The sequence below is a fragment of the Yoonia sp. genome (assembly GCF_017854565.1).
Classification (GTDB): domain Bacteria; phylum Pseudomonadota; class Alphaproteobacteria; order Rhodobacterales; family Rhodobacteraceae; genus Yoonia.
In genome coordinates, this window is sequence record NZ_JAFMHJ010000051.1 from 1 (window position 1) to 18,532 (window position 18,532).

Consider the following 18,532-nt stretch of genomic DNA (forward strand, 5'->3'; position numbering starts at 1 on the left):
GCTCCGGAATCAGTGGCCGGATAAAATCGGAATGGGTGGCCGGATACTTTCGGAATCACTGGCCGGATCACCCCGGAATACGCAGCCGCCCCGCTCCAACAAAACCCAAGCATGGCGAAAGCCGCCGGCGTGCCGATCAAAAGCGCACCAACCCCCATCCCCACAAACAGCGCCCCAGCCGAGGCGCGAATTTCAGACGGTCCCATCGTTGAAGCCCCCGCGACAAGATCAATGGTCGCCATCGTATAGCGCGGTGCCAGCCAGCCAAAACAGCCAAGCCCGATACTCAGGGCAGCGAAGATGATATTGAGAATATCCATGGTTTGTCCTGTCGCCATTGTTGCTTAGCTGGGTCCGGTACGCCCTGATCACGGATCGTTTTCACGTTGGTTACCATCTGGCCGTTCAGGCCAGGTTGCACAAACCACTGCAGGTCTTGATTGGCCTGCTGAACGGCGCCGAAATTGCGCGGACTAGCGGGCGGCATCAATAAAGCAGGCGGTGGTGTCCGCGATGTCGTCTGCTGTGTTGTCGCGCCGAAAGAACGTCGCAAAGCCGGTGTCGGGGAACATCAGATAAGTTTGGGTTGAATGGTCAACCAAATAGTACTCGTCGTCACCTTCTTGCGCGCGATAGTAGGTTTTATAGGCTTGTGATGCGGCACGCACTTGTGCGGAAGTTCCTGTCAGGCCTAGCATATCCTCGTGAAAGTTATCCGTGAAATCGCCGACAATCTGTGGTGTATCCCGCTCTGGGTCGATCGAGATGAACACCGATCCCACGTCATAGCCGCGATCTTCGAGCAAGTAGGTGGCCTGCGCGTTGCGGGCGCTGTCAAGCGGGCAGACGTCAGGGCAGAACGTGTAGCCGAAGTAGACCAACGTGGGTTTGGTGATCACTTCGGCGTCCGTGATGGTTTCACCGGTCTCGGCGATTAACGTGAATGGGCCGCCGATTGTGGCCCCGACGGCAGTATCGCCGCAGGGTGCATCCGGCTGTGTGGTTGATACCTGCAGGACGTAAATGCCGATAGCACCGGCTAAGATCAGGGTGCTGGCACCAAAGATGATAGGTTTCATACGCTCTCCTTGGGGAGGTGCGGCGCGACGGATCAGCGACCTGCCGCGCCGTTGTGGGGTCAGTTGCTGGTTTGCATGTCGCGTTTGACAACGTCAAAAGTAATTTCGACTTCACCGGACTTTTCAAAGACAAGGGTGGCAGGAATCGTCTCGCCGTCCTCCAGCGGATCACCCTGCAAGCCCATGAACATCACGTGAAACCCGCCCGGAGCGAGCTGCACGGTCGCGCCGGCGGGTATTGGGATTCCGTCCACATGCATCATGCGGGCAATGCCATCGGTGAATTCAGTCGTATGCAGTTCAACGCGTGGAAAGTCCGCAATGATCGCTATCAGGCGGTCATCTTCGGTGCCGGTGTTGGTAATGTCCAGAAAACCGCCACCGACCATCGCGCTGGGGGCTGTTTCAAACGACTTTGCGTTGGTGATTGTTATGGCTGCATCAGCCCAAGCCGCTGGGGCAAGCAGGGTGAAAATGGCCGTTGCAGCCAATTTTTTAAAGTACATGTCACATATTCCTCATCGGCGCTGTCGATCCCGACAGGGCCTGTTGATCTGGGTGTTCGATTCTACCTCTGATCAGGCGGTGGGCGGTCCGCGGGCCTGAGGGAGCGGATCAAGATGGGCAAAGGAGACGGATTTGGGCCGCATTGCCCACATGAGTGTTGCGCCGCCCCTTGCGATATGGGGCAAAGCTGTCGGCGCGCACAGGTCGCTGCTGCTGGTGATCAGGCATGCCCTACAGGTCGCATGGCTGATGTCGGGGGCATTTTCGCCGCCGCATAGGTCCGACAATGATCCGCCCGAAATAACATAGGCATTTACCTGCGCGGACAATGGGCGGTGCCCAAAACCCAACAAAATCAATGCTATCATGCTTACGGCAACGACAACCGAACATAGAACCCGGTTGTGCGTCTTCCGCGGATAGGATGAATCGGTTGGTCTATCTGTCATGACGCATCTTTTACACAAGTCGGGCACAGGTGCCAGCCCAGCGCGCCGTATGCGGTATGGCAGGTGGATCAAGATCTACCTTACGGTGGTGATACAGGCCGCACATATTGTACCGCCTGCATGGTTGTTATGTGGCTGCGTTGGCTTAGAAACCGGCTTTGATCAGCTCAAAGGTTTCGGCCTGACGTTCGCGCATTGCGTTCGACATTGGCAGCTGCGCCAGAACCGGGACGTCGATGTTTCCAAGGCCGGCCGCTCTGAGATCTGCGTCGGTGACCTGTGATGTCAGTGCAGTTGCGTTTGCAGAACCAAAGCCTGCGTCAAGCAAAGGCACCACGGACGAATCTGCCAGCATCGCGTTCAGATAGTCATATGCCTTGTCTTCGACGCCTTGCCCGTCGGCCAGATTGACATAGCCGCACAGCCACAGCGACGAGCCTTCGGCGGCCTCGCGCTGGAAGCCGATGGGCCGGCCTTCTTCGACCATCGTCGGATAGGTTTCGTTCCATGCCCAGCTGACCAGGATTTCGCCTGACGACAAGAGCTGTGCCAGCTCTGCGGGATCGGTCCAGTAGGTCCGCAGATTGGGGTGCACTTCGCGCAGCCAGGCCGAGGCGGCATCGAACTGTGCATCCGTTACATTCGTCCAATTGTCCACGCCGGTGGCCAGATATGCCAGTGCATAGGCGTCATCGACGTTGTCTGGCAGCGTGACACGACCGGCGAACTTGGGGTTCTTGAAAACATCAAGCGAGGCCACATCATCTGCGCTGACCTCGTCTGGATTATAGGCGATGGCCGTGGAGCCAAAATCAGTCGGCACAAAATAAACGGCATCACCTGCGCCGACGTCCGTGCCAGTCAGGTTGCTGTCAAGGTCCCCATAGGCCGTGATCTTGCTGACGTCCCACGGTTCGAGAATGCCACTTTCGGTCCATCTGCTGACGGAGCCCGCGCAGATATGTGCGACATCCGCCTTGAAACCGGCCCGGATTTTTTGAAACGCTTCATCCTCATCACCAAAGAACGTGAAGGTCGGGCTGTCGCCGTGCGCCGCAATATAGTCCTGGTGGTATGCGGGTTTTTCAAACCCTGGATAGTCAAAGACGAGCAGATCGGCATCCTGCGCTGCAGCGACAGTCGATAGCGCCGCAATCGAAGCGGCACCCAGAAGGGCGGCAAGTTTCATGGTTGTTACTCCCGTTATAACCAGTTTAAAAATTAGGGACGCCGATCAGATGTCGCAAGTGTCATTTCGTAACGCCGGCAGTGTTTCTTTGGGTGATCACTTCTTGGGCAAGTTGCTGGGTGTAGCGTGAAAGATCCGACAGGTTCTGATCGGCCTTGGCCGCATCCTGCGCTTCGATCGCGTTGGTGATCTGCACGTGCAGGTCGATGATCCGCTGGCGCGAGCGGGCGCTGAACGTGATCATATTCATCAGCGGTTGCATCGCTTCGACCGCGCCCGCCAGTTGGTAGGACAGCACAGGGTTTCCCGCAGCATCCACAAGTGCGCGGTGAAACGCCACGTCAGAAGCACAGAAGGCCTGATCGGTTAGACCGGGCTGGCACTGTCGGTGTGCTTCGGCCCGCATGGTCGCCAGATGATCAGCGGTCCGGCGCTGCGCCGAGAGCGGGGCGCAGGCGCGCTCCAAAGCATAGCGCGCCTCGCATGCGGTGGCGAAGCTGACATCGTTCATGGAAAGAAGCAGCGTCGAGGTCGTGATTTGCTGGCCATATGCGTCTTGGTATTTCAGCCGGTTCACAAAGGCCCCACCGGTCGCGCCGCGCTGGGTCCTGATCAGCGATTGCGCGGCAAGCCTTTTAAGCGCCTCACGGACGGTTGGCCGGGATACAGAGAACTTCTCTGCCAATTCGGCCTCTGAGGGGAGCCGCTCATCGACGGGTAGTGCGCCGGACATAATCGCATCGCGGATCGCCTTGGCGATCTGGGCGGATAGGTCGGCGGGCTTTGCTGGATCAATTTTCATTTGTCAGACAATTAAACGTCTGACATATCTTTGTGCAAGCCCTGAGTCGTCTGAGAGGACCCCCCGTGATCATATCGCAACTTCGTTTTCCGACGCGATCACTCCTGTGGTTGGGATTTTTCACTGCTATTATAGTGGCTTGGGCCGCTCTGTTCATGATGGCGCGCATGTCCGGTGTTGATATTCTTGGTCGGCCCGTGGGCATGAACATGATGCCGATGGTGACGGTAGGCGCATTGTTTCCAATGTGGGCGGTGATGATGGCGGCGATGATGTTGCCGACGATGGTACCAACCCTGACCACCTATGAGCGCCTGATGATCAGCGCCGATGGCACGCGTGCCGGGTGGCTGGGGGTCCTGCTGGGCTATTTTGTGGTGTGGGTTGCCTTTGCTGCCGTGATCGCCGTCGTGCAGGTCGCGCTGATCGGCTTTGCCTTGGTCGATAGCTTGGGCATTGCGACGTCCGGGGGTGTTGCGGGGGCTGTCATGATCGCAGTTGGCGCGTTCCAGTTTACCCGCGCCAAAGAGGTGTGCCACGGCGTTTGCCACGCGCCGATGACCTATTTCATGGGTCATTGGAAGACCGGATTTATGGGCGGGCTGCGGATGGGGCTCGGGCTGGGCGCGTTTTGCGTCGGCTGTTGCTGGGGCTTTATGGTCTTGGGTTTTGTCGGCGGAGTGATGAGCCTTTTGTGGATGGGTCTGGCCACGATTTTGATGATTTTTGAAAAACTGCCCGCAATCGGGCATCATGTGATCAAACCAACGGGCGCGCTGCTGATCGCGGCGGGACTTGTTGTTACGATAATTTAAAAAGGGGATGCAAGTGGCTGAAAAAAATAGAGAACCTGCTGATCGACTGGCAATTTCGCAGCGCATAAATCAGCGGATGGAAAGTAACCCACTGCGCCGTAAGATGAAGCCGACGGAATGGGCCATCAAGGGTGAACTGTTCTTGAACTGCTCGTGCACCGTGTTTTGCCCCTGCGTCGTTTCACTGGGTGCACATGCCCCAACCGAGGGGCACTGCCACGCCTGGATGGCCATCGCCATTGATGAGGGGCATTTCGAGGGCGAAGATCTGTCGGGTCTGAATGTGGGCCTGTTGGTGGATATTCCGGGCCGCATGGCCGAGGGCAATTGGCGCGTTGCGGCTTATGTGGATGAGCGTTCGACGCAAAAAGCCTATAACGGTCTGCTGCAAATTTTCAGCGGCGCGGCGGGCGGCACTACCGGACTGTTCACCATGCTGGTGTCCGAAATCATCGGCGCCGAGCGCGAAAAGGTCGAAATCGTCCGCGAAGGCACCAAGCGGGGCATCTATATCGGCCGCAAGATCCAAGGCGAGATTGAGATGTTGGCGGGCAAAAGCCCCGATCATCCCGTCATGGTAAGCAATTCCAAATATTGGATGGGTCCCGACATTATTGCCGCCCAGGGTGTGAAATCAAAAGTCCGCGATTATGGTCGCGTCTGGGATTTTGGCGGCAAATCAGCCGAGATTTGCCCGATCGACTGGAAAGGTCCCAAGCCGTGATCGCACCCGCGTGTTGCCTGGCAATGGCGTGGTGTAATACGTTTAAAATCAGTGCATTACGTCACGTTATTAATGCTATAAATCATCGGCTGTGCGGGGATCAGCGTTTGACCGCCGCTGGCACCCAGCCGACCGACACAGACCCTCTGTTTTTGCCAAAGGACATATGATGGCCATCATCGCGCAATCGCGCCGCATGCGTCGGACCCCTTTTTCGGATGGGGTAGAGGCCGCTGGCGTCAAAGGATATACCGTCTACAATCATATGTTGCTGCCCACTGTCTTTGACAGTGTTGTGGCTGACTATCATCACCTGAAGTCTGCGGTGCAGGTCTGGGACGTCGCCTGCGAACGCCAGGTCGAACTGCGCGGCCCCGATGCGGCCCGATTGATGCAAATGCTGACACCGCGCGATTTGCGCGGGATGCTGCCCGGACAATGCTACTACGTGCCGATTGTCGATGAAACTGGCGGGATGCTGAATGATCCGGTTGCATTGAAACTATCCGAGGATCGCTGGTGGATTTCTATTGCAGATAGCGATTTATTGCTTTGGGTCAAAGGTTTGGCTTACGGTTATCGGCTGGACGTACTGGTTGATGAACCTGATATCTCGCCGCTGGCCGTGCAGGGCCCACAGGCTGATGAGCTGATGGCGCGGGTCTTTGGCGACGCGGTGCGCAACATAAGATTTTTCCGTTTCGGCTGGTTCGATTTTCAAGGCGTCAGCATGGCCGTGGCGCGGTCGGGCTATTCCAAACAGGGTGGCTTCGAGATTTATGTCGACGGCACTGCAAACGGTATGCCGCTGTGGCATGCGTTGTTCGAGGCGGGCAAGGATCTGGATGTTCGGGCAGGTTGCCCCAATCTGATCGAGCGGATCGAAGGCGGCCTGTTGTCTTACGGGAATGACATGACCCGCGAAAACACACCCCACGAGGCCGGTTTGGGCCGCTTTTGTTCTACGCAGACCGCCATCGGCTGTGTCGGTCGCGACGCCTTGTTGCGGGTGGCCAAGGACGGCCCGACCCAGCAGATCAGGGCGATTTCAATTGCGGGCGATATTCCGCCTTGTGATCGGACGTGGCCGCTGTTGGCCAATGGTAAGAAGGTCGGGCAGATCACATCGGCCGCGAAATCGCCCGACTATGGCACGAATGTCGCGATAGGCATGGTCAAGATGACCCATTGGGATGACGCCACGGTGTTGGATGTCGAAACGCCCGATGGTCTGCGGTCTGCGACAGTAAACGAAAAATTTTGGATTTGAGGGAGCAGATGATGTTCAAGGCATTGGTTGTAGAAAAGAACGAAGACGGCAAGACGAACGCCACGGTGCAGGAACTGTCCATGGACCGGCTGCCCGAGGGCGACGTCACAGTTGCTGTCGAATACTCGACTTTGAACTACAAAGACGGCCTGTGCATCGGACCGGGCGGTGGTTTGGTGCGCAACTACCCCCACGTGCCCGGCATTGATTTCGCTGGCACAGTCGAGGCTTCGGATGACCCACGGTACAAGGCGGGTGATAAGGTTGTCCTGACCGGTTGGCGCGTGGGCGAGGCATATTGGGGCGGCTATGCGCAAAAGGCCCGCGTCAAAGCCGATTGGCTGGTCCCTTTGCCCGATGGTCTGACGACCCGCCAGGCGATGGCTGTTGGAACCGCTGGGTTCACGGCGATGTTGGCTGTTATGGCGCTCGAAGATCATGGGATCAAAGACGGACCTGTGCTGGTCACGGGTGCTGCGGGCGGTGTCGGCTCGGTGGCGACGGCGATTTTGGCAAATTTGGGTTACGAGGTTGCCGGCGTGACCGGGCGCCCTGAAACGGCAGGTTACCTCAGATCGTTGGGCGCGACCCGCGTTGTCGCCCGAGAAGAGATTAATGAGACGGTCAAGCGCCCGCTTGAGGCCGAAATTTGGGGCGGCTGTGTCGATGCGGTTGGCGGTGATATGCTGGCCCGTGTGCTGGGACAGATGAAATATGGGGCGTCGGTCGCGGCTGTGGGCCTTGCCGGTGGCGCGGCTTTGTCCGCCACGGTGATCCCGTTTCTGTTGCGCGGGGTTAATCTGCTTGGGATCGACAGCGTTATGCAGCCATATGACAATCGCCTGCGGGCTTGGGCGCGCATTGCCCAAGACCTGCCGATGGACAAACTGGAAGCCATGATCAAGCCCGCCACGTTAAGCGACCTACCCGCACTGGGACGTGACATTTTGAAAGGCCAGATTCAGGGCCGGGTCGTGGTGGATGTGAATGGCTAATTGCGCCCGGCATCGCAATGATGCTTGATACCGCGTGGGTCCGCGCCCAGTTCCCCGCATTTCAACAGCCATCCCTGAACGGGCAGGCGTTTTTTGAGAACGCCGGCGGATCGTACACCTGTCGGCAGGTGATAGACCGGCTGCATCGGTTTTACACCGAACGAAAGGTTCCGCCCTATGCGGCCTATGCTGCGTCGCGACTGGGTGGTGATGAGATGGACGAGGCGCGGTCCCGACTTGCGGCAATGCTGGGCGTTGCCACGCCAGAGCTGTCCTTTGGGCCATCAACCACCCAGAACACCTATGTTCTGGCGCAGGCCGTGCGCCGCTGGTTGAAGCCCGGTCAAAGCATAATCGTTACAAATCAGGATCACGAAGCAAACAGTGGCCCTTGGCGGCGGCTGGCCGAAGAGGGGGTGTCGGTGCGCGAATGGCGCATCGACCCGCAGACCGGCGCGCTGAACATCAATGATTTGGCGGCGATATTGGACGATGATGTGGCGCTTGTTTGCTTTCCGCATTGTTCCAACGTGGTGGGTGAAATCAACGATGTCGCCGCTATCACACGGCTGGCGCATGCGGCGGGTGCGCGGGTTTGTGTCGATGGGGTCAGCTATGCGCCACATGGCTTTCCGGACATCGGGGCGCTGAATTGTGACGTTTATCTTTTCAGCGCCTACAAAACCTTCGGCCCGCATCAGGGGATCATGGTGATCCGCGCGGGCTTTGGCATGGAATTGCCCAATCAGGGGCACCATTTCAACGGGGGCACGCTGTACAAACGGTTTACACCGGCAGGCCCTGATCATGCGCAGATAGCGGCGTCCGCAGGGATGGCCGACTATCTCGAGGCGCTGTCGGTATATCATGGCGGTCCCGCCGCTGGACCGGAGGCCGCACGCACAGCGCATGACCTGATGCGTGCCCACGAGGTGGCATTGCTGCAACCTTTGCTCGACTATGTCAGCGCCAGGAATTCGATGCGACTGATCGGACCGGCAGATGCGCGCAGGCGGGCGCCAACTGTTGCTTTGGCATTGCAATCCGATGCTGCGACTACGGCAGCTGCGCTGGCCGCGCAGGGCATCATGGCCGGCGGTGGCGATTTCTATGCGCAGCGCCCTTTGGCTGCGATGGGTGTCGATTTGGGTCGCGGCGTGCTGCGGCTGAGTTTTGTTCACTACACCAGCCAAGCAGAGGTTGACGCGCTGATGATGGCGCTAGATCAGGTCGTGTAAACAGGCGACCGCCCCGCGCCTGACGCAGAGGTGATATGAGCAATTCTCCAGTTATTCTATGGTTCCGACGTGATTTGCGTTTGGCGGATCATGCCGCGCTTTCGGCGGCCTGCGCCACGGGTCGTCCCGTGATCCCATTGTTTATTCACGATAATATCGTTTCTGGTCTGGGTGCCGCCGCGCAGTTTCGGCTGGGATTGTCATTGCATGATCTGGGCAAATCATTGCTGGCGAAAAACAGTCGCCTGATCCTGCGACAGGGTGATGCACTGGCGGTGCTGCGGGACGTCGTGCGCGCAACCGGGGCAGGGGCCGTGTATTGGTCGCGTCTGTATGATCCCGAAAGCAAGGCGCGCGACACCTCCGTAAAGGCCGAACTGAAAAATGACGGGCTGGATGTCAGTAGCTTTGCCGGGCATCTGCTGTTTGAACCTTGGACCGTCGCCACGAAAACGGGCGGTTTCTACAAGGTCTACACACCGATGTGGAACACGGTGCGCGGACGCGATGTGCCCGATGTCCTGCCCACGCCGGGCGTGATCCACGCACCGGACAGTTGGCCGATCTCTGACCGCTTGGGTGACTGGCACATGGGGGCTGAAATGCGGCGCGGGGCGGCAACACTTGCCACGCACTGCACCGTGGGCGAAGCCGCCGCGTCTGATCGGCTCTATGCCTTTATCGAACAACGGGTCAGCACCTACATCAAAAATCGCGATCTTCCGGCGGTTCAGGGCACATCGGGACTTTCCGAAAACCTGACCTATGGTGAAATCAGCCCACGCCGTTGCTGGCATGCGGGCTGGCGTGCGCTGCACGACGGAAAATCCGATGCCGAGGTGTTTCTCAAGGAACTGGTGTGGCGCGAATTTGCCTATCACCTAGCCCATCATACGCCGCGCATTGTGACCGACAACTGGAAAGAGGCCTGGGACGCCTTTCCATGGAACACCGAAGAAACACCGCAGGTGACGGCCTGGAAACAGGGCCGCACCGGCATCCGCTTTGTCGATGCGGCCATGCGCGAGATGTATGTGACAGGTGTGATGCACAATCGGGGACGGATGATCGTGGCGTCTTATCTGACGAAACACCTGCTGAGCCACTGGAAGATCGGGATGGACTGGTTCGCCGATTGCCTGATTGACTGGGACCCGTGCAGCAATGCGATGGGCTGGCAATGGTCGGCGGGCTCTGGCCCCGACGCGACCCCCTATTTCCGGGTGTTTAACCCTGTGTCGCAATTGGATAAATTTGACAAAGACCGGGCTTACGTGACCCGCTGGATTGCTGAAGATCGCACAAAACCATCGAATACAGCCCTGTCATATTATGATATGATACCACAAAGTTGGGGGATGGGTCCGGATCAGGTATATCCAGATCCCATCGTTCCCGCCGATGTCGGTCGCACGCGTGCGCTCGACGCTTATGCAGGGCGCGGATTTTGATTGATTTGGCAGGCCGTGAAACTATTTTTTAATGTTTCCCGTGACTTCACCGTATCAAGAGTTAATTTAGAACAAAGCCGCTGGGGTGCAAACCTGAGCTGCGGCAACGGACAACAGGGACGACGATGATATTTACCAGCACCGACGGGCAGGCGCAGCTCCCACGCTATTTTTCTGCCGTTTTTGACACGATCAAGACGATGAAACGCGGTCGTGTGGATATCACCTTGCCCGATGGCCGGCAGTTTCGTGCCGAGGGGGCAGGTGCAGGTTTCGTGGCAGAATTGCATGTCCATAACGACGACCTGTTCGCGCGCACCATTCGCGAAGGCGATCTGGGCTTCTGCGAGGCCTACATGGATGGCTGGTGGTCCACGCCGGATCTGATGGCCTTGATGGATCTGGTCCATGACGACGCCGAAGACATGTATGACGGTTTTCCGGGTCAGTTTCTGGTGCGGTTCTACGAACAGATGCGGTTTTGGATGCAGCGCAATTCCAAAAAGCAGGCCCGCAAGAACATCAGCTACCATTATGATCTTGGCAATGATTTCTATGGTCTCTGGCTTGATGATACGATGACGTATTCATCGGCTAAATTTATCACCGGCCAAGAAAGCCTCGAGGCCGCGCAGATCGAAAAATACAAAAGCATGGTCGACCAGATGGGCGCACAGCCCGGTGATCATGTGCTTGAGATTGGATGCGGCTGGGGTGGCTTTGCCGAATATGCCGCCAAGGAACGGGGGCTGCGGGTGACGGGCCTGACCATCAGCCAGGAACAGCACGACTATGCTGTCGCGCGGATGGCGCAGGCGGGGCTGTCGGACAGGGTCACGATCAAAATGCAGGATTATCGCGACGAAACCGGAACTTACGACGGCATTGCCAGCATCGAAATGTTCGAGGCCGTGGGCGAAAAATACTGGCCCGTGTACTTCCAAACCCTGCGCGAGCGACTGAAACCGGGCAAGAACGCAACACTCCAGATCATCACGGTACAGCACCGCAGGTGGCAGGTGTACAAGCGGGGCGTCGACTTCATTCAAAAGTACATCTTCCCGGGCGGGATGCTACCCAGCCCCGTGGTTTTGCGCCAAGAGATTGAAAAGGCTGGATTAACTATCTCCCGCTCGGTTGAATTCGGTGAAAGCTACAGCCAGACATTGCGCCGCTGGCACGAGGTGTTCAATGCAAAATGGGACGAAGTAGCGGCCATGGGGTTCGATGATCGGTTCCGACGTATGTGGAACTTTTATCTGACCTCTTGCGCGGGAACTTTTCATAGCGGAAACTGTGACGTAACGCAGATTACCGTGACGCGCGCGCCCTAAAGAACGCGGCACACGGCGCAATAAGGAGGCAGATCTATGCCCACCGCTGGACGCCTCGCAGGCGCTTTGGCCTTCTTGATCTATGGATGGTATATCGGCATTGCCCTTGGACCATTTTTTCCGGAAGGCAATCCCCCTGACTTCATCATCCCGATGTCGATCATTGTTGGCATCCTTTGCGGCTGGATGATTGTCGGCACCCGCGCTGACAAAGGCTATGTTGCTGCGGTCGGACACGGTCTGACAGGCGCATTTGCGTTCATCTTCTGGATCATTTTCTTGGTGTCATTCTATAACATGATCCGCAAATCATTGCGTCGGCTGTATGATGGTCCGATGGACGCCGTTGTCGATGTCTTTGCGTTGATGGTCAAATTTGGCAATGACCTTTTGGATGTGAATTTGATAATTGCGGTTGCATCGGGCGGCATTATTTGTGCTTTTATCGCAGAGTATTTCGCCAAACGGTATCCTTGATCAATGAATCTGTTTGTATATGGGACGTTGCTGTCCCGTGACCTGATGGCTGCCGTCGCGGGTCCGGGCCCGCTGGACCCCGCGCCTGCCGTCCTGAATGGTTTCAGTCTACGGCCCATGCGGGATAATGTTGTGCCATTCATCACCCCTGCCGATGGTGCCGCGACAACGGGTATCGTCTGGCGTGATCTGACGGCAGATCAACAGGCCCGTCTGGATGCCTATGAAGGTGCGTTTGGCTACACCCTTGATCAGGTGCAGGTTCTGGTAAATGGCGATCCGGTGGCGGCGCTATGCTACATGCCGCCCAAAGGTATCATCGCTGGCGATGGTTCGTGGTCATTGGCCACGTGGGAGGCGGTGCATCTAGCACCCGCGATCTATGCCGCGAGCGAATTGTTTGCACATCGGCCATTGCCGGAACACGGTGCGCTGCGCCGGATGTGGCCGATGATCGAAGCGCGTGCATGGTCCAAGCATCGGGCCACCGCCGGGCCGTCAACCGTGCGCTACACGGCCAAACCCTGTGATATACGCATGGTCGCCCAGCGTCCGCCGCAGGGCTCGTTCTTTCGGCTGCAAAGCCTGGATGTAAAGCATCGCCGTTTTGATGGCGCACAGTCCCATGTGCTGGTCCGCGAGGTATTCGTCGGCGTGGATGCGGCGATTGTCCTGCCCTATGACCCCCAGCGCGACCGTGTCCTGCTGGTCGAGCAAGCGCGGATGGGTCCGTTTGGCCGCCACGACCCCAATCCGTGGACGTTGGAACCCGTGGCTGGCATTGTCGACGCGCGCGAAAGTCCCCAAATGACCGCCAGACGCGAGACCCAAGAAGAGGCAAACGTCACCCTGCGCCACATCGAACCGGTTAGCCAGTTCTATGCATCCCCCGGCGCATCGACAGATTATTTCTACAGCTTCATCGGCCTATGTGACTTGCCTGCGACCGAGGCATATCTGGGTGGGCTTGCCTCCGAAGGCGAAGACCTGCGCCTGCACCCGATGTCGTTTGACGCGGCATTGGACTTGGCCGATACCGGCGAAATCGCGACCGGTCCTCTCGTTCTTTTGCTCAATTGGCTTGCGCGGCATCGTGACCGACTGCGTGCGATGGCTTGATGTCGCGCAGGTGCGGTCCTACACATAAGTAACCCAATAAAAGGCCTGTCTTATGTCGATCCGAAATGACCTTGCCGATGCCGTCGGCAATACACCACTGATCAAGCTGCGCGCGGCCTCTGACGCAACCGGCTGTACCATCCTTGGCAAGGCCGAGTTCATGAACCCCGGTCAGTCGGTCAAAGACCGCGCGGCCTTGTTCATGATCCGTGACGCCATTGCAAAAGGCGAATTGCGACCGGGCGGCACCATTGTGGAAGGGACGGCTGGCAACACGGGGATCGGTCTGGCGCTTGTCGGGGCCTCAATGGGGTTCAAGACGGTCATCGTCATTCCCGAAACCCAAAGTCAGGAAAAGAAAGACATGTTGCGTCTGGCGGGTGCGACACTGGTCGAAGTCCCCGCCGCGCCCTACCGCAACCCAAACAATTTCGTGCGCTATTCCGAACGGTTGGCCATTGCGCTTGACAAGACGGAACCGCATGGCGCTTTTTGGGCCAATCAGTTCGACAACATCGCAAACCGGCAGGCCCATGTCGAGACGACAGGGCCGGAAATCTGGGATCAGACGGATGGCAAGGTCGATGGCTTTATCTGTGCGTGCGGATCTGGCGGCACATTGGCCGGCGTTGCCATCGCGTTGCAGGACAAAGGTGTGAAAATCGGGCTGGCAGACCCCGATGGTGCCGCACTTTATTCGTACTACACCACGGGCGAACTGAAGATGGAGGGGGGGTCGATTTCGGAAGGGATCGGGCAGGCCCGCATTACTAGGAACCTCGAAGGGCTGGCCCCTGATTTCGTCTATAATATCCATGATTCCGAAGCCTTGCCGATCGTGTTTGACCTGCTCCAGCACGAAGGTCTGTGCATGGGCGGATCAACCGGTATCAATATCGCGGGCGCCATCCACATGGCGCGGGCGATGGGGCCGGGTCATACGATCGTGACGATCTTGTGTGACTATGGCACCCGGTATCAGTCCAAGCTCTATAATCCGTCGTTTCTGCGCGAAAAAGGACTGCCTGTGCCAACTTGGCTTGAGACGCAGGCAGATGTGCCATCTGTGTTTGCGGACGTATGATCCGTCATCTGCTCATTGTGCTGGCTGTGCTGGTCTGGCCCCTGTCTGTCGCGGCTCAGGACGTCGCGGAAGACGTGGTGGCTGAACAGCAGGGTCCGCCTCAAGAACTGGCGCCCCAAAGCCCGGTTGTCTTCGCCGACAATGCTGACTGGGAGATATTGGCCCAGCGCGCAGAGGAGTTGGCCGAGCGGGGGGATGGCTCGCGCCTTGCCTTGACACGTCTGCGGGCCGAACTGGTCGTTTGGCGCGACAAATTCACGTCGCGCACAACGCTGAACGCCGGTCGCATCGCGACGGTGGATGCCCAGATTGCGGCACTTGGCCCGGCACCCGAAAATGACGCCGAAGCGGCTGAGGTGGCCGCGCGCCGTGATGCGCTGACCATGCAGCGGCATATTCTGGCTGCACCCGCCATGCTGGCCGAGGAAGCCCATGCGCGGGCCGATGGCCTGATTGGTGAAATCGACGCGCAGCTTTTGCAGCGGCAGACTGCGGAACTGACCGCGCGCGGCAGCTCTCCGCTGAGCCTCGGCAATCTAAGCGCTGCGACCACCGCCATTTGGGAAACCATACGCGGAATTGGCGCTGAGACAGTGGCAGGGCTAAAGTTGCAGATAGGAACGGGTCGTCTGCGCGATCTGTTGCCGCGTGCCGCTTTTCTGTTGGCCGTCGCCATTGTGCTGCTGGGCATGGGGCGGCGCCGGATTACGGCATGGCGCACGGCATTGGAATCCCATGAAGGCTGGCTTCTGCCGCTTTGGCTTTTCATGCTGTCGCTCGGTCAGATCATTGTGCCCGTCGCGGGGCTTTTTACACTGCGTCTGGGCCTCGAGACACTGAATATCTTTGGTCTGCGCGGCAGCGCCGTCATCGCGGCGCTTCCCTCGGCGGGCTTTGTGGTCATCTTCGCTTGGTGGCTTGGTCGGCAGGTATTTCCCGTTGGGGAAAATGCCGGATATCTGGGGTATGACGCAAAGACACGGGCGGCGGGCCGACGCTATGGCGTCGCACTTGCCTGGGTCCTCGCCGTGGCATCACTGTTTGATGCCGCGCTGCAAACGCTGGACATTGTTGAAGGGGCGCGTGCGGCAATAGCGTGGCCCGTTCTGGTCTTGATGGGGCTGTTGCTATGGCGCCTTGGCCGCACAATTCGGACAAAACCGCTGCCGGTTACGGGCGAAACCGTGTCACAGGGCCGCCTACGCGGATTGATGGGCAAGCTGTGCACGATGGTTGCGGTCGTCTCGCCTGTGGTTGCGGCCTTTGGCTATACGGCGGCGGGGCGCGCACTGATGATCCCGGGGGTCATTTCCTTAGCTCTGTTTGGTGTTATATTGGTACTCCAGCGCACTGTGCACGACTTGAGCAAGGCGTTGGACGAGGATGAAAGCCGCAAAGGCCCGTCCGCCTTGCTGCCGGTTTTGATCAGTTTTGGCCTCTATGTTATCAGTCTGCCGGTGTTCGCGCTGATCTGGGGGGCAAGCGTCGATGATCTGCGCGAGGTATGGGCACAGTTTCGCGAAGGCTTTGCCATCGGCGACAGCCGCATTTCCCCAACCGATTTCCTGACCTTCGCGATGGTGTTTTCCCTTGGCTATCTGCTGACCCGGTTTATCCAGGGAACCTTGCGCAAATCAGTTCTGCCGCGCACCAGGATGGACCTTGGCGGGCAAAATGCCATCATCGCGGGCTTTGGCTATGTCGGTATCATCCTCGCGGCGATCATTGCGATCACCAGCGCGGGGATTGATCTGTCAAACCTCGCCATCGTGGCGGGCGCGCTTTCGGTCGGTATCGGCTTTGGCCTGCAAAACATCGTGTCGAATTTTGTGTCCGGCATCATCTTGCTGATCGAACGCCCCATCAGCGAAGGCGACTGGATCGAGGTCGGCACGAACATGGGCTATGTGCGGGCAATTTCGGTGCGTTCAACCCGGATCGAAACCTTCGACAGAACCGATGTCATCATCCCCAACGCCGATCTGGTCAGCGGGCAGGTCACAAACTGGACGCGCGGCAACCTGATCGGGCGCGTCATTGTACCCGTTGGCGTGGCCTATGGCACTGATACGGACAAGGTCACCAAGATACTGCAAGATATTGCAGACGCCCACCCGTTGGTGGTGATGAACCCACCACCGGCGGTTTTGTTCCGCGGATTTGGGGCCGATTCACTTGATTTTGAAATTCGGGCAATCTTGCGGGACGTTAATTACGTTGTTCATACAAAGTCCGAAATGAACCATGAAATTGCGAAAAAATTTGCTGAGGCGGGCATCGAGATACCCTTTGCCCAACGCGACATATGGCTGCGCAACCCCGAAGTCCTGCAAGGAGGCAAGTCATGACCCATCTGCTGTTCCGCGACGATGCGTATCTGCGGACCGCGCAAGGCACGGTGACCGGTATCACCGGCGAGGGCGGCATCGTGCTGGATCAAACGGTGTTTTACCCGACCTCCGGGGGGCAACCGGGCGACAGCGGTACGCTGGTTTGGGATGGCGGTGCGATTGAAATCGCAACCACCGTCAAGGGGCAGGGGGATGCCGTGGTCTTATTGCCTGCCGAACCTGTTGCATTGCCCGCTGTCGGCCAATCGGTCAAACAAATGATACATTGGGATCGGCGGCACCGGCTTATGCGGGTTCACACGGCGCTGCATTTGCTGTCGGTGGTTGTTCCGTTTCCGGTATCGGGTGGCGCGATTGCCGCAGACAAGGGGCGGTTGGACTTTGATATGCCCGACGCGCCAGAGGACAAGGCCGCCGTCGAGGAAGACCTCAATCGCCTGATTGCTTGCAGCATGAACGTGACGCAAGAATGGATCACCGATGCCGCGCTGGATGCGCAACCGGATTTGGTGAAAACCATGTCTGTGCAACCCCCGCGCGGCAGCGGCAAGATACGCCTGATCCGCATCGGCGTCGGCAAGGAGACGGCAGACCTGCAGCCCTGCGGCGGCACCCATGTGGCAAATACCGACGAGATCGGTCGCGTTCGATTGGGCAAGATCGAAAAGAAAGGCCGTCAGAATCGCCGGGTCTATCTACATTTGGAATGATGTGATGAAACGCCTGCTGATCCTTTTGTTATTCTGCAACCCTGCACCAGCCGCCGCCGAAAGCTATGCAGGCTGCAACAAGGATCAGATCCGCGTTATTGCTACCGCACTGCGCAGCGCCAAGGCCTTGACCCTCAAGGCGGCGACATCGGTTGGTGATACGCCGGAATATCACCGCTGGTTCGGCGACTACACCACCGGCAACGCAGAAGAGGTTCGCGCAAACCTCAAATCCATCATTTCCGCGATTCGCGACGGTGGTGTCACTGCCCAGTGTGACATGGCGCATGATGCAGGCTGCGATGGTCGCGAATACGCGTGGGTATTTCCAAACGACCCATACGTCATGCATCTGTGCCCATCGTTCTTTTACTTGCCACCGCTTGCGGCCCTGCAGCCGGGTGCGCGGCGCAGTGATAACGGGACCCGCGAAGGGACGATCGTCCACGAGCTCTCGCATTTCAACCGTGTGGCAAGCACCCAAGATCATTGTTATTCGCGCACCGAATGTACCACGATGGCGTCAGGTGATGCACGGCGCGCTATCAACAACGCCGATAGCTATCAGTATTACACCGAAGACGTGACCTATTATGCCCGACAACCGGTGGCGGGAAAACCGGCGGCGGCGGATTAGGGCGCGGGGGAAAGCCGCGTGGCGCCCGCAGGTATCGCCAAACGGCATGGTCGCGGGAATGCGCAACAGACCCCAAGGCTGCTGGCACTTGGGAACAGTTTGCGCGGTGGGATGCCGCTCAAACGCTTCGTTTTCCGCAAGACCGCGCGCGACAACAGCTCCAGAACAACTCCAGACTGGGGCTTCGCCGGATTTCTCGCATTCGCCAACCATCTCGCGTTGATCAACTTTGCCATGTTTACATGAACGGCATGATCTGGGGCGATCTTTGTTGGTGCGCTGGCGTCGGCAATATCGTGAT

At 58.2% G+C, this 18,532-nt stretch carries 20 protein-coding genes; 15 read left to right on the forward strand and 5 right to left on the reverse strand.

Features of this window, described 5'->3' with window-relative positions:
- The 3 genes from QZ196_RS15130 to QZ196_RS15140 all read right to left on the reverse strand — a co-directional run.
- A partial coding sequence (locus QZ196_RS15130) for a hypothetical protein (protein ID WP_296427903.1) occupies nt 1–320 on the reverse strand: 320 nt, incomplete at its 3' end.
- 153 nt (nt 321–473) lie between these two features.
- A complete protein-coding gene (locus QZ196_RS15135; RefSeq protein ID WP_296427904.1) occupies nt 474–1,079 on the reverse strand; it encodes an SCO family protein in 606 nt (201 codons plus the stop codon).
- A 59-nt stretch (nt 1,080–1,138) separates the two neighbouring features.
- Nucleotides 1,139–1,585, reverse strand: coding sequence for a copper chaperone PCu(A)C (locus QZ196_RS15140; RefSeq protein WP_296427905.1), 447 nt, complete (start codon nt 1,583–1,585; stop codon nt 1,139–1,141).
- Between the two features lie 133 nt (nt 1,586–1,718).
- On the opposite strand from QZ196_RS15140, the gene QZ196_RS15145 reads away from it, so the two are divergent.
- Nucleotides 1,719–1,895, forward strand: coding sequence for a hypothetical protein (locus QZ196_RS15145; protein ID WP_296427907.1), 177 nt, complete (start codon nt 1,719–1,721; stop codon nt 1,893–1,895).
- 285 nt (nt 1,896–2,180) lie between these two features.
- On the opposite strand, the gene QZ196_RS15150 is transcribed toward QZ196_RS15145, so the two are convergent.
- Together QZ196_RS15150 and QZ196_RS15155 are read right to left on the reverse strand one after the other, a co-directional pair.
- Nucleotides 2,181–3,224, reverse strand: a complete 1,044-nt coding sequence (locus QZ196_RS15150) for an ABC transporter substrate-binding protein (protein ID WP_296427910.1) — start codon at nt 3,222–3,224, stop codon at nt 2,181–2,183.
- A 61-nt stretch (nt 3,225–3,285) separates the two neighbouring features.
- Complete coding sequence (locus QZ196_RS15155) at nt 3,286–4,026, reverse strand: FadR/GntR family transcriptional regulator (protein WP_296427911.1); 741 nt, start codon at nt 4,024–4,026, stop codon at nt 3,286–3,288.
- A gap of 155 nt (nt 4,027–4,181) precedes the next feature.
- Here QZ196_RS15155 and QZ196_RS15160 point away from each other — a divergent pair, with 155 nt between their 5' ends.
- The 14 genes from QZ196_RS15160 (at nt 4,182) to QZ196_RS15225 (ending at nt 18,477) form a co-directional block, all read left to right on the forward strand.
- The gene (locus QZ196_RS15160; RefSeq protein ID WP_296427939.1) at nt 4,182–4,841 is read left to right on the forward strand and encodes a DUF2182 domain-containing protein; all 660 of its coding nucleotides are present in this window, start codon (nt 4,182–4,184) and stop codon (nt 4,839–4,841) included.
- Between the two features lie 7 nt (nt 4,842–4,848).
- Complete coding sequence (locus QZ196_RS15165) at nt 4,849–5,565, forward strand: DUF1326 domain-containing protein (RefSeq protein ID WP_296427913.1); 717 nt, start codon at nt 4,849–4,851, stop codon at nt 5,563–5,565.
- A 169-nt stretch (nt 5,566–5,734) separates the two neighbouring features.
- A complete protein-coding gene (locus QZ196_RS15170; protein ID WP_296427915.1) occupies nt 5,735–6,835 on the forward strand; it encodes a dimethylsulfoniopropionate demethylase in 1,101 nt (366 codons plus the stop codon).
- An 11-nt stretch (nt 6,836–6,846) separates the two neighbouring features.
- On the forward strand, nt 6,847–7,830 hold the full coding sequence (gene acuI, locus QZ196_RS15175; RefSeq protein WP_296427917.1) for an acryloyl-CoA reductase: 984 nt from the start codon (nt 6,847–6,849) through the stop codon (nt 7,828–7,830).
- A gap of 17 nt (nt 7,831–7,847) precedes the next feature.
- Nucleotides 7,848–9,068, forward strand: a complete 1,221-nt coding sequence (locus QZ196_RS15180) for an aminotransferase class V-fold PLP-dependent enzyme (protein ID WP_296427918.1) — start codon at nt 7,848–7,850, stop codon at nt 9,066–9,068.
- A gap of 35 nt (nt 9,069–9,103) precedes the next feature.
- A complete protein-coding gene (locus tag QZ196_RS15185) occupies nt 9,104–10,519 on the forward strand; it encodes a deoxyribodipyrimidine photo-lyase (protein WP_296427919.1) in 1,416 nt (471 codons plus the stop codon).
- 125 nt (nt 10,520–10,644) lie between these two features.
- Nucleotides 10,645–11,853, forward strand: a complete 1,209-nt coding sequence (locus QZ196_RS15190; RefSeq protein ID WP_296427922.1) for a cyclopropane-fatty-acyl-phospholipid synthase family protein — start codon at nt 10,645–10,647, stop codon at nt 11,851–11,853.
- Nucleotides 11,854–11,889: 36 nt separating this feature from the next.
- A complete protein-coding gene (locus tag QZ196_RS15195) occupies nt 11,890–12,330 on the forward strand; it encodes a TrgA family protein (RefSeq protein ID WP_296427925.1) in 441 nt (146 codons plus the stop codon).
- Between the two features lie 3 nt (nt 12,331–12,333).
- Nucleotides 12,334–13,449: a gamma-glutamylcyclotransferase gene (locus QZ196_RS15200; RefSeq protein WP_296427927.1), complete on the forward strand. Its 1,116-nt coding sequence runs from the start codon at nt 12,334–12,336 to the stop codon at nt 13,447–13,449.
- 52 nt (nt 13,450–13,501) lie between these two features.
- Nucleotides 13,502–14,533 (forward strand): cysteine synthase A, encoded by a 1,032-nt coding sequence (locus tag QZ196_RS15205; RefSeq protein WP_296427929.1) that lies wholly within the window; start codon nt 13,502–13,504, stop codon nt 14,531–14,533.
- Nucleotides 14,530–16,881, forward strand: a complete 2,352-nt coding sequence (locus QZ196_RS15210; RefSeq protein WP_296427931.1) for a DUF3772 domain-containing protein — start codon at nt 14,530–14,532, stop codon at nt 16,879–16,881. Before QZ196_RS15205 ends, QZ196_RS15210 begins: the two co-directional genes overlap by 4 nt.
- Nucleotides 16,878–17,594: an alanyl-tRNA editing protein gene (locus tag QZ196_RS15215; RefSeq protein WP_296427934.1), complete on the forward strand. Its 717-nt coding sequence runs from the start codon at nt 16,878–16,880 to the stop codon at nt 17,592–17,594. The genes QZ196_RS15210 and QZ196_RS15215 overlap by 4 nt, the downstream gene beginning before the upstream one ends.
- A gap of 4 nt (nt 17,595–17,598) precedes the next feature.
- A complete protein-coding gene (locus tag QZ196_RS15220; protein WP_296427935.1) occupies nt 17,599–18,231 on the forward strand; it encodes a M35 family metallo-endopeptidase in 633 nt (210 codons plus the stop codon).
- Nucleotides 18,232–18,249: 18 nt separating this feature from the next.
- Nucleotides 18,250–18,477 carry a hypothetical protein gene (locus QZ196_RS15225; RefSeq protein WP_296427937.1) on the forward strand — a complete coding sequence of 76 codons (228 nt, stop codon included), beginning with the start codon at nt 18,250–18,252 and terminating at the stop codon, nt 18,475–18,477.
- The last annotated feature ends 55 nt before the right edge of the window (nt 18,478–18,532 follow it).

Coding starts and splice junctions, on each gene's coding strand:
- QZ196_RS15165 (WP_296427913.1), top strand. CDS start 4,849: ATGCAAGTGGCTGAAAAAAATAGAGAACCTGCTGATCGACTGGCAATT.
- QZ196_RS15215 (WP_296427934.1), top strand. CDS start 16,878: ATGACCCATCTGCTGTTCCGCGACGATGCGTATCTGCGGACCGCGCAA.
- QZ196_RS15140 (WP_296427905.1), bottom strand. CDS start 1,585: ATGTACTTTAAAAAATTGGCTGCAACGGCCATTTTCACCCTGCTTGCC.
- acuI (WP_296427917.1), top strand. CDS start 6,847: ATGTTCAAGGCATTGGTTGTAGAAAAGAACGAAGACGGCAAGACGAAC.
- QZ196_RS15150 (WP_296427910.1), bottom strand. CDS start 3,224: ATGAAACTTGCCGCCCTTCTGGGTGCCGCTTCGATTGCGGCGCTATCG.
- QZ196_RS15170 (WP_296427915.1), top strand. CDS start 5,735: ATGGCCATCATCGCGCAATCGCGCCGCATGCGTCGGACCCCTTTTTCG.
- QZ196_RS15180 (WP_296427918.1), top strand. CDS start 7,848: ATGATGCTTGATACCGCGTGGGTCCGCGCCCAGTTCCCCGCATTTCAA.
- QZ196_RS15195 (WP_296427925.1), top strand. CDS start 11,890: ATGCCCACCGCTGGACGCCTCGCAGGCGCTTTGGCCTTCTTGATCTAT.
- QZ196_RS15160 (WP_296427939.1), top strand. CDS start 4,182: ATGATGGCGCGCATGTCCGGTGTTGATATTCTTGGTCGGCCCGTGGGC.
- QZ196_RS15220 (WP_296427935.1), top strand. CDS start 17,599: ATGAAACGCCTGCTGATCCTTTTGTTATTCTGCAACCCTGCACCAGCC.
- QZ196_RS15155 (WP_296427911.1), bottom strand. CDS start 4,026: ATGAAAATTGATCCAGCAAAGCCCGCCGACCTATCCGCCCAGATCGCC.
- QZ196_RS15200 (WP_296427927.1), top strand. CDS start 12,334: ATGAATCTGTTTGTATATGGGACGTTGCTGTCCCGTGACCTGATGGCT.
- QZ196_RS15190 (WP_296427922.1), top strand. CDS start 10,645: ATGATATTTACCAGCACCGACGGGCAGGCGCAGCTCCCACGCTATTTT.
- QZ196_RS15135 (WP_296427904.1), bottom strand. CDS start 1,079: ATGAAACCTATCATCTTTGGTGCCAGCACCCTGATCTTAGCCGGTGCT.
- QZ196_RS15205 (WP_296427929.1), top strand. CDS start 13,502: ATGTCGATCCGAAATGACCTTGCCGATGCCGTCGGCAATACACCACTG.
- QZ196_RS15185 (WP_296427919.1), top strand. CDS start 9,104: ATGAGCAATTCTCCAGTTATTCTATGGTTCCGACGTGATTTGCGTTTG.
- QZ196_RS15210 (WP_296427931.1), top strand. CDS start 14,530: ATGATCCGTCATCTGCTCATTGTGCTGGCTGTGCTGGTCTGGCCCCTG.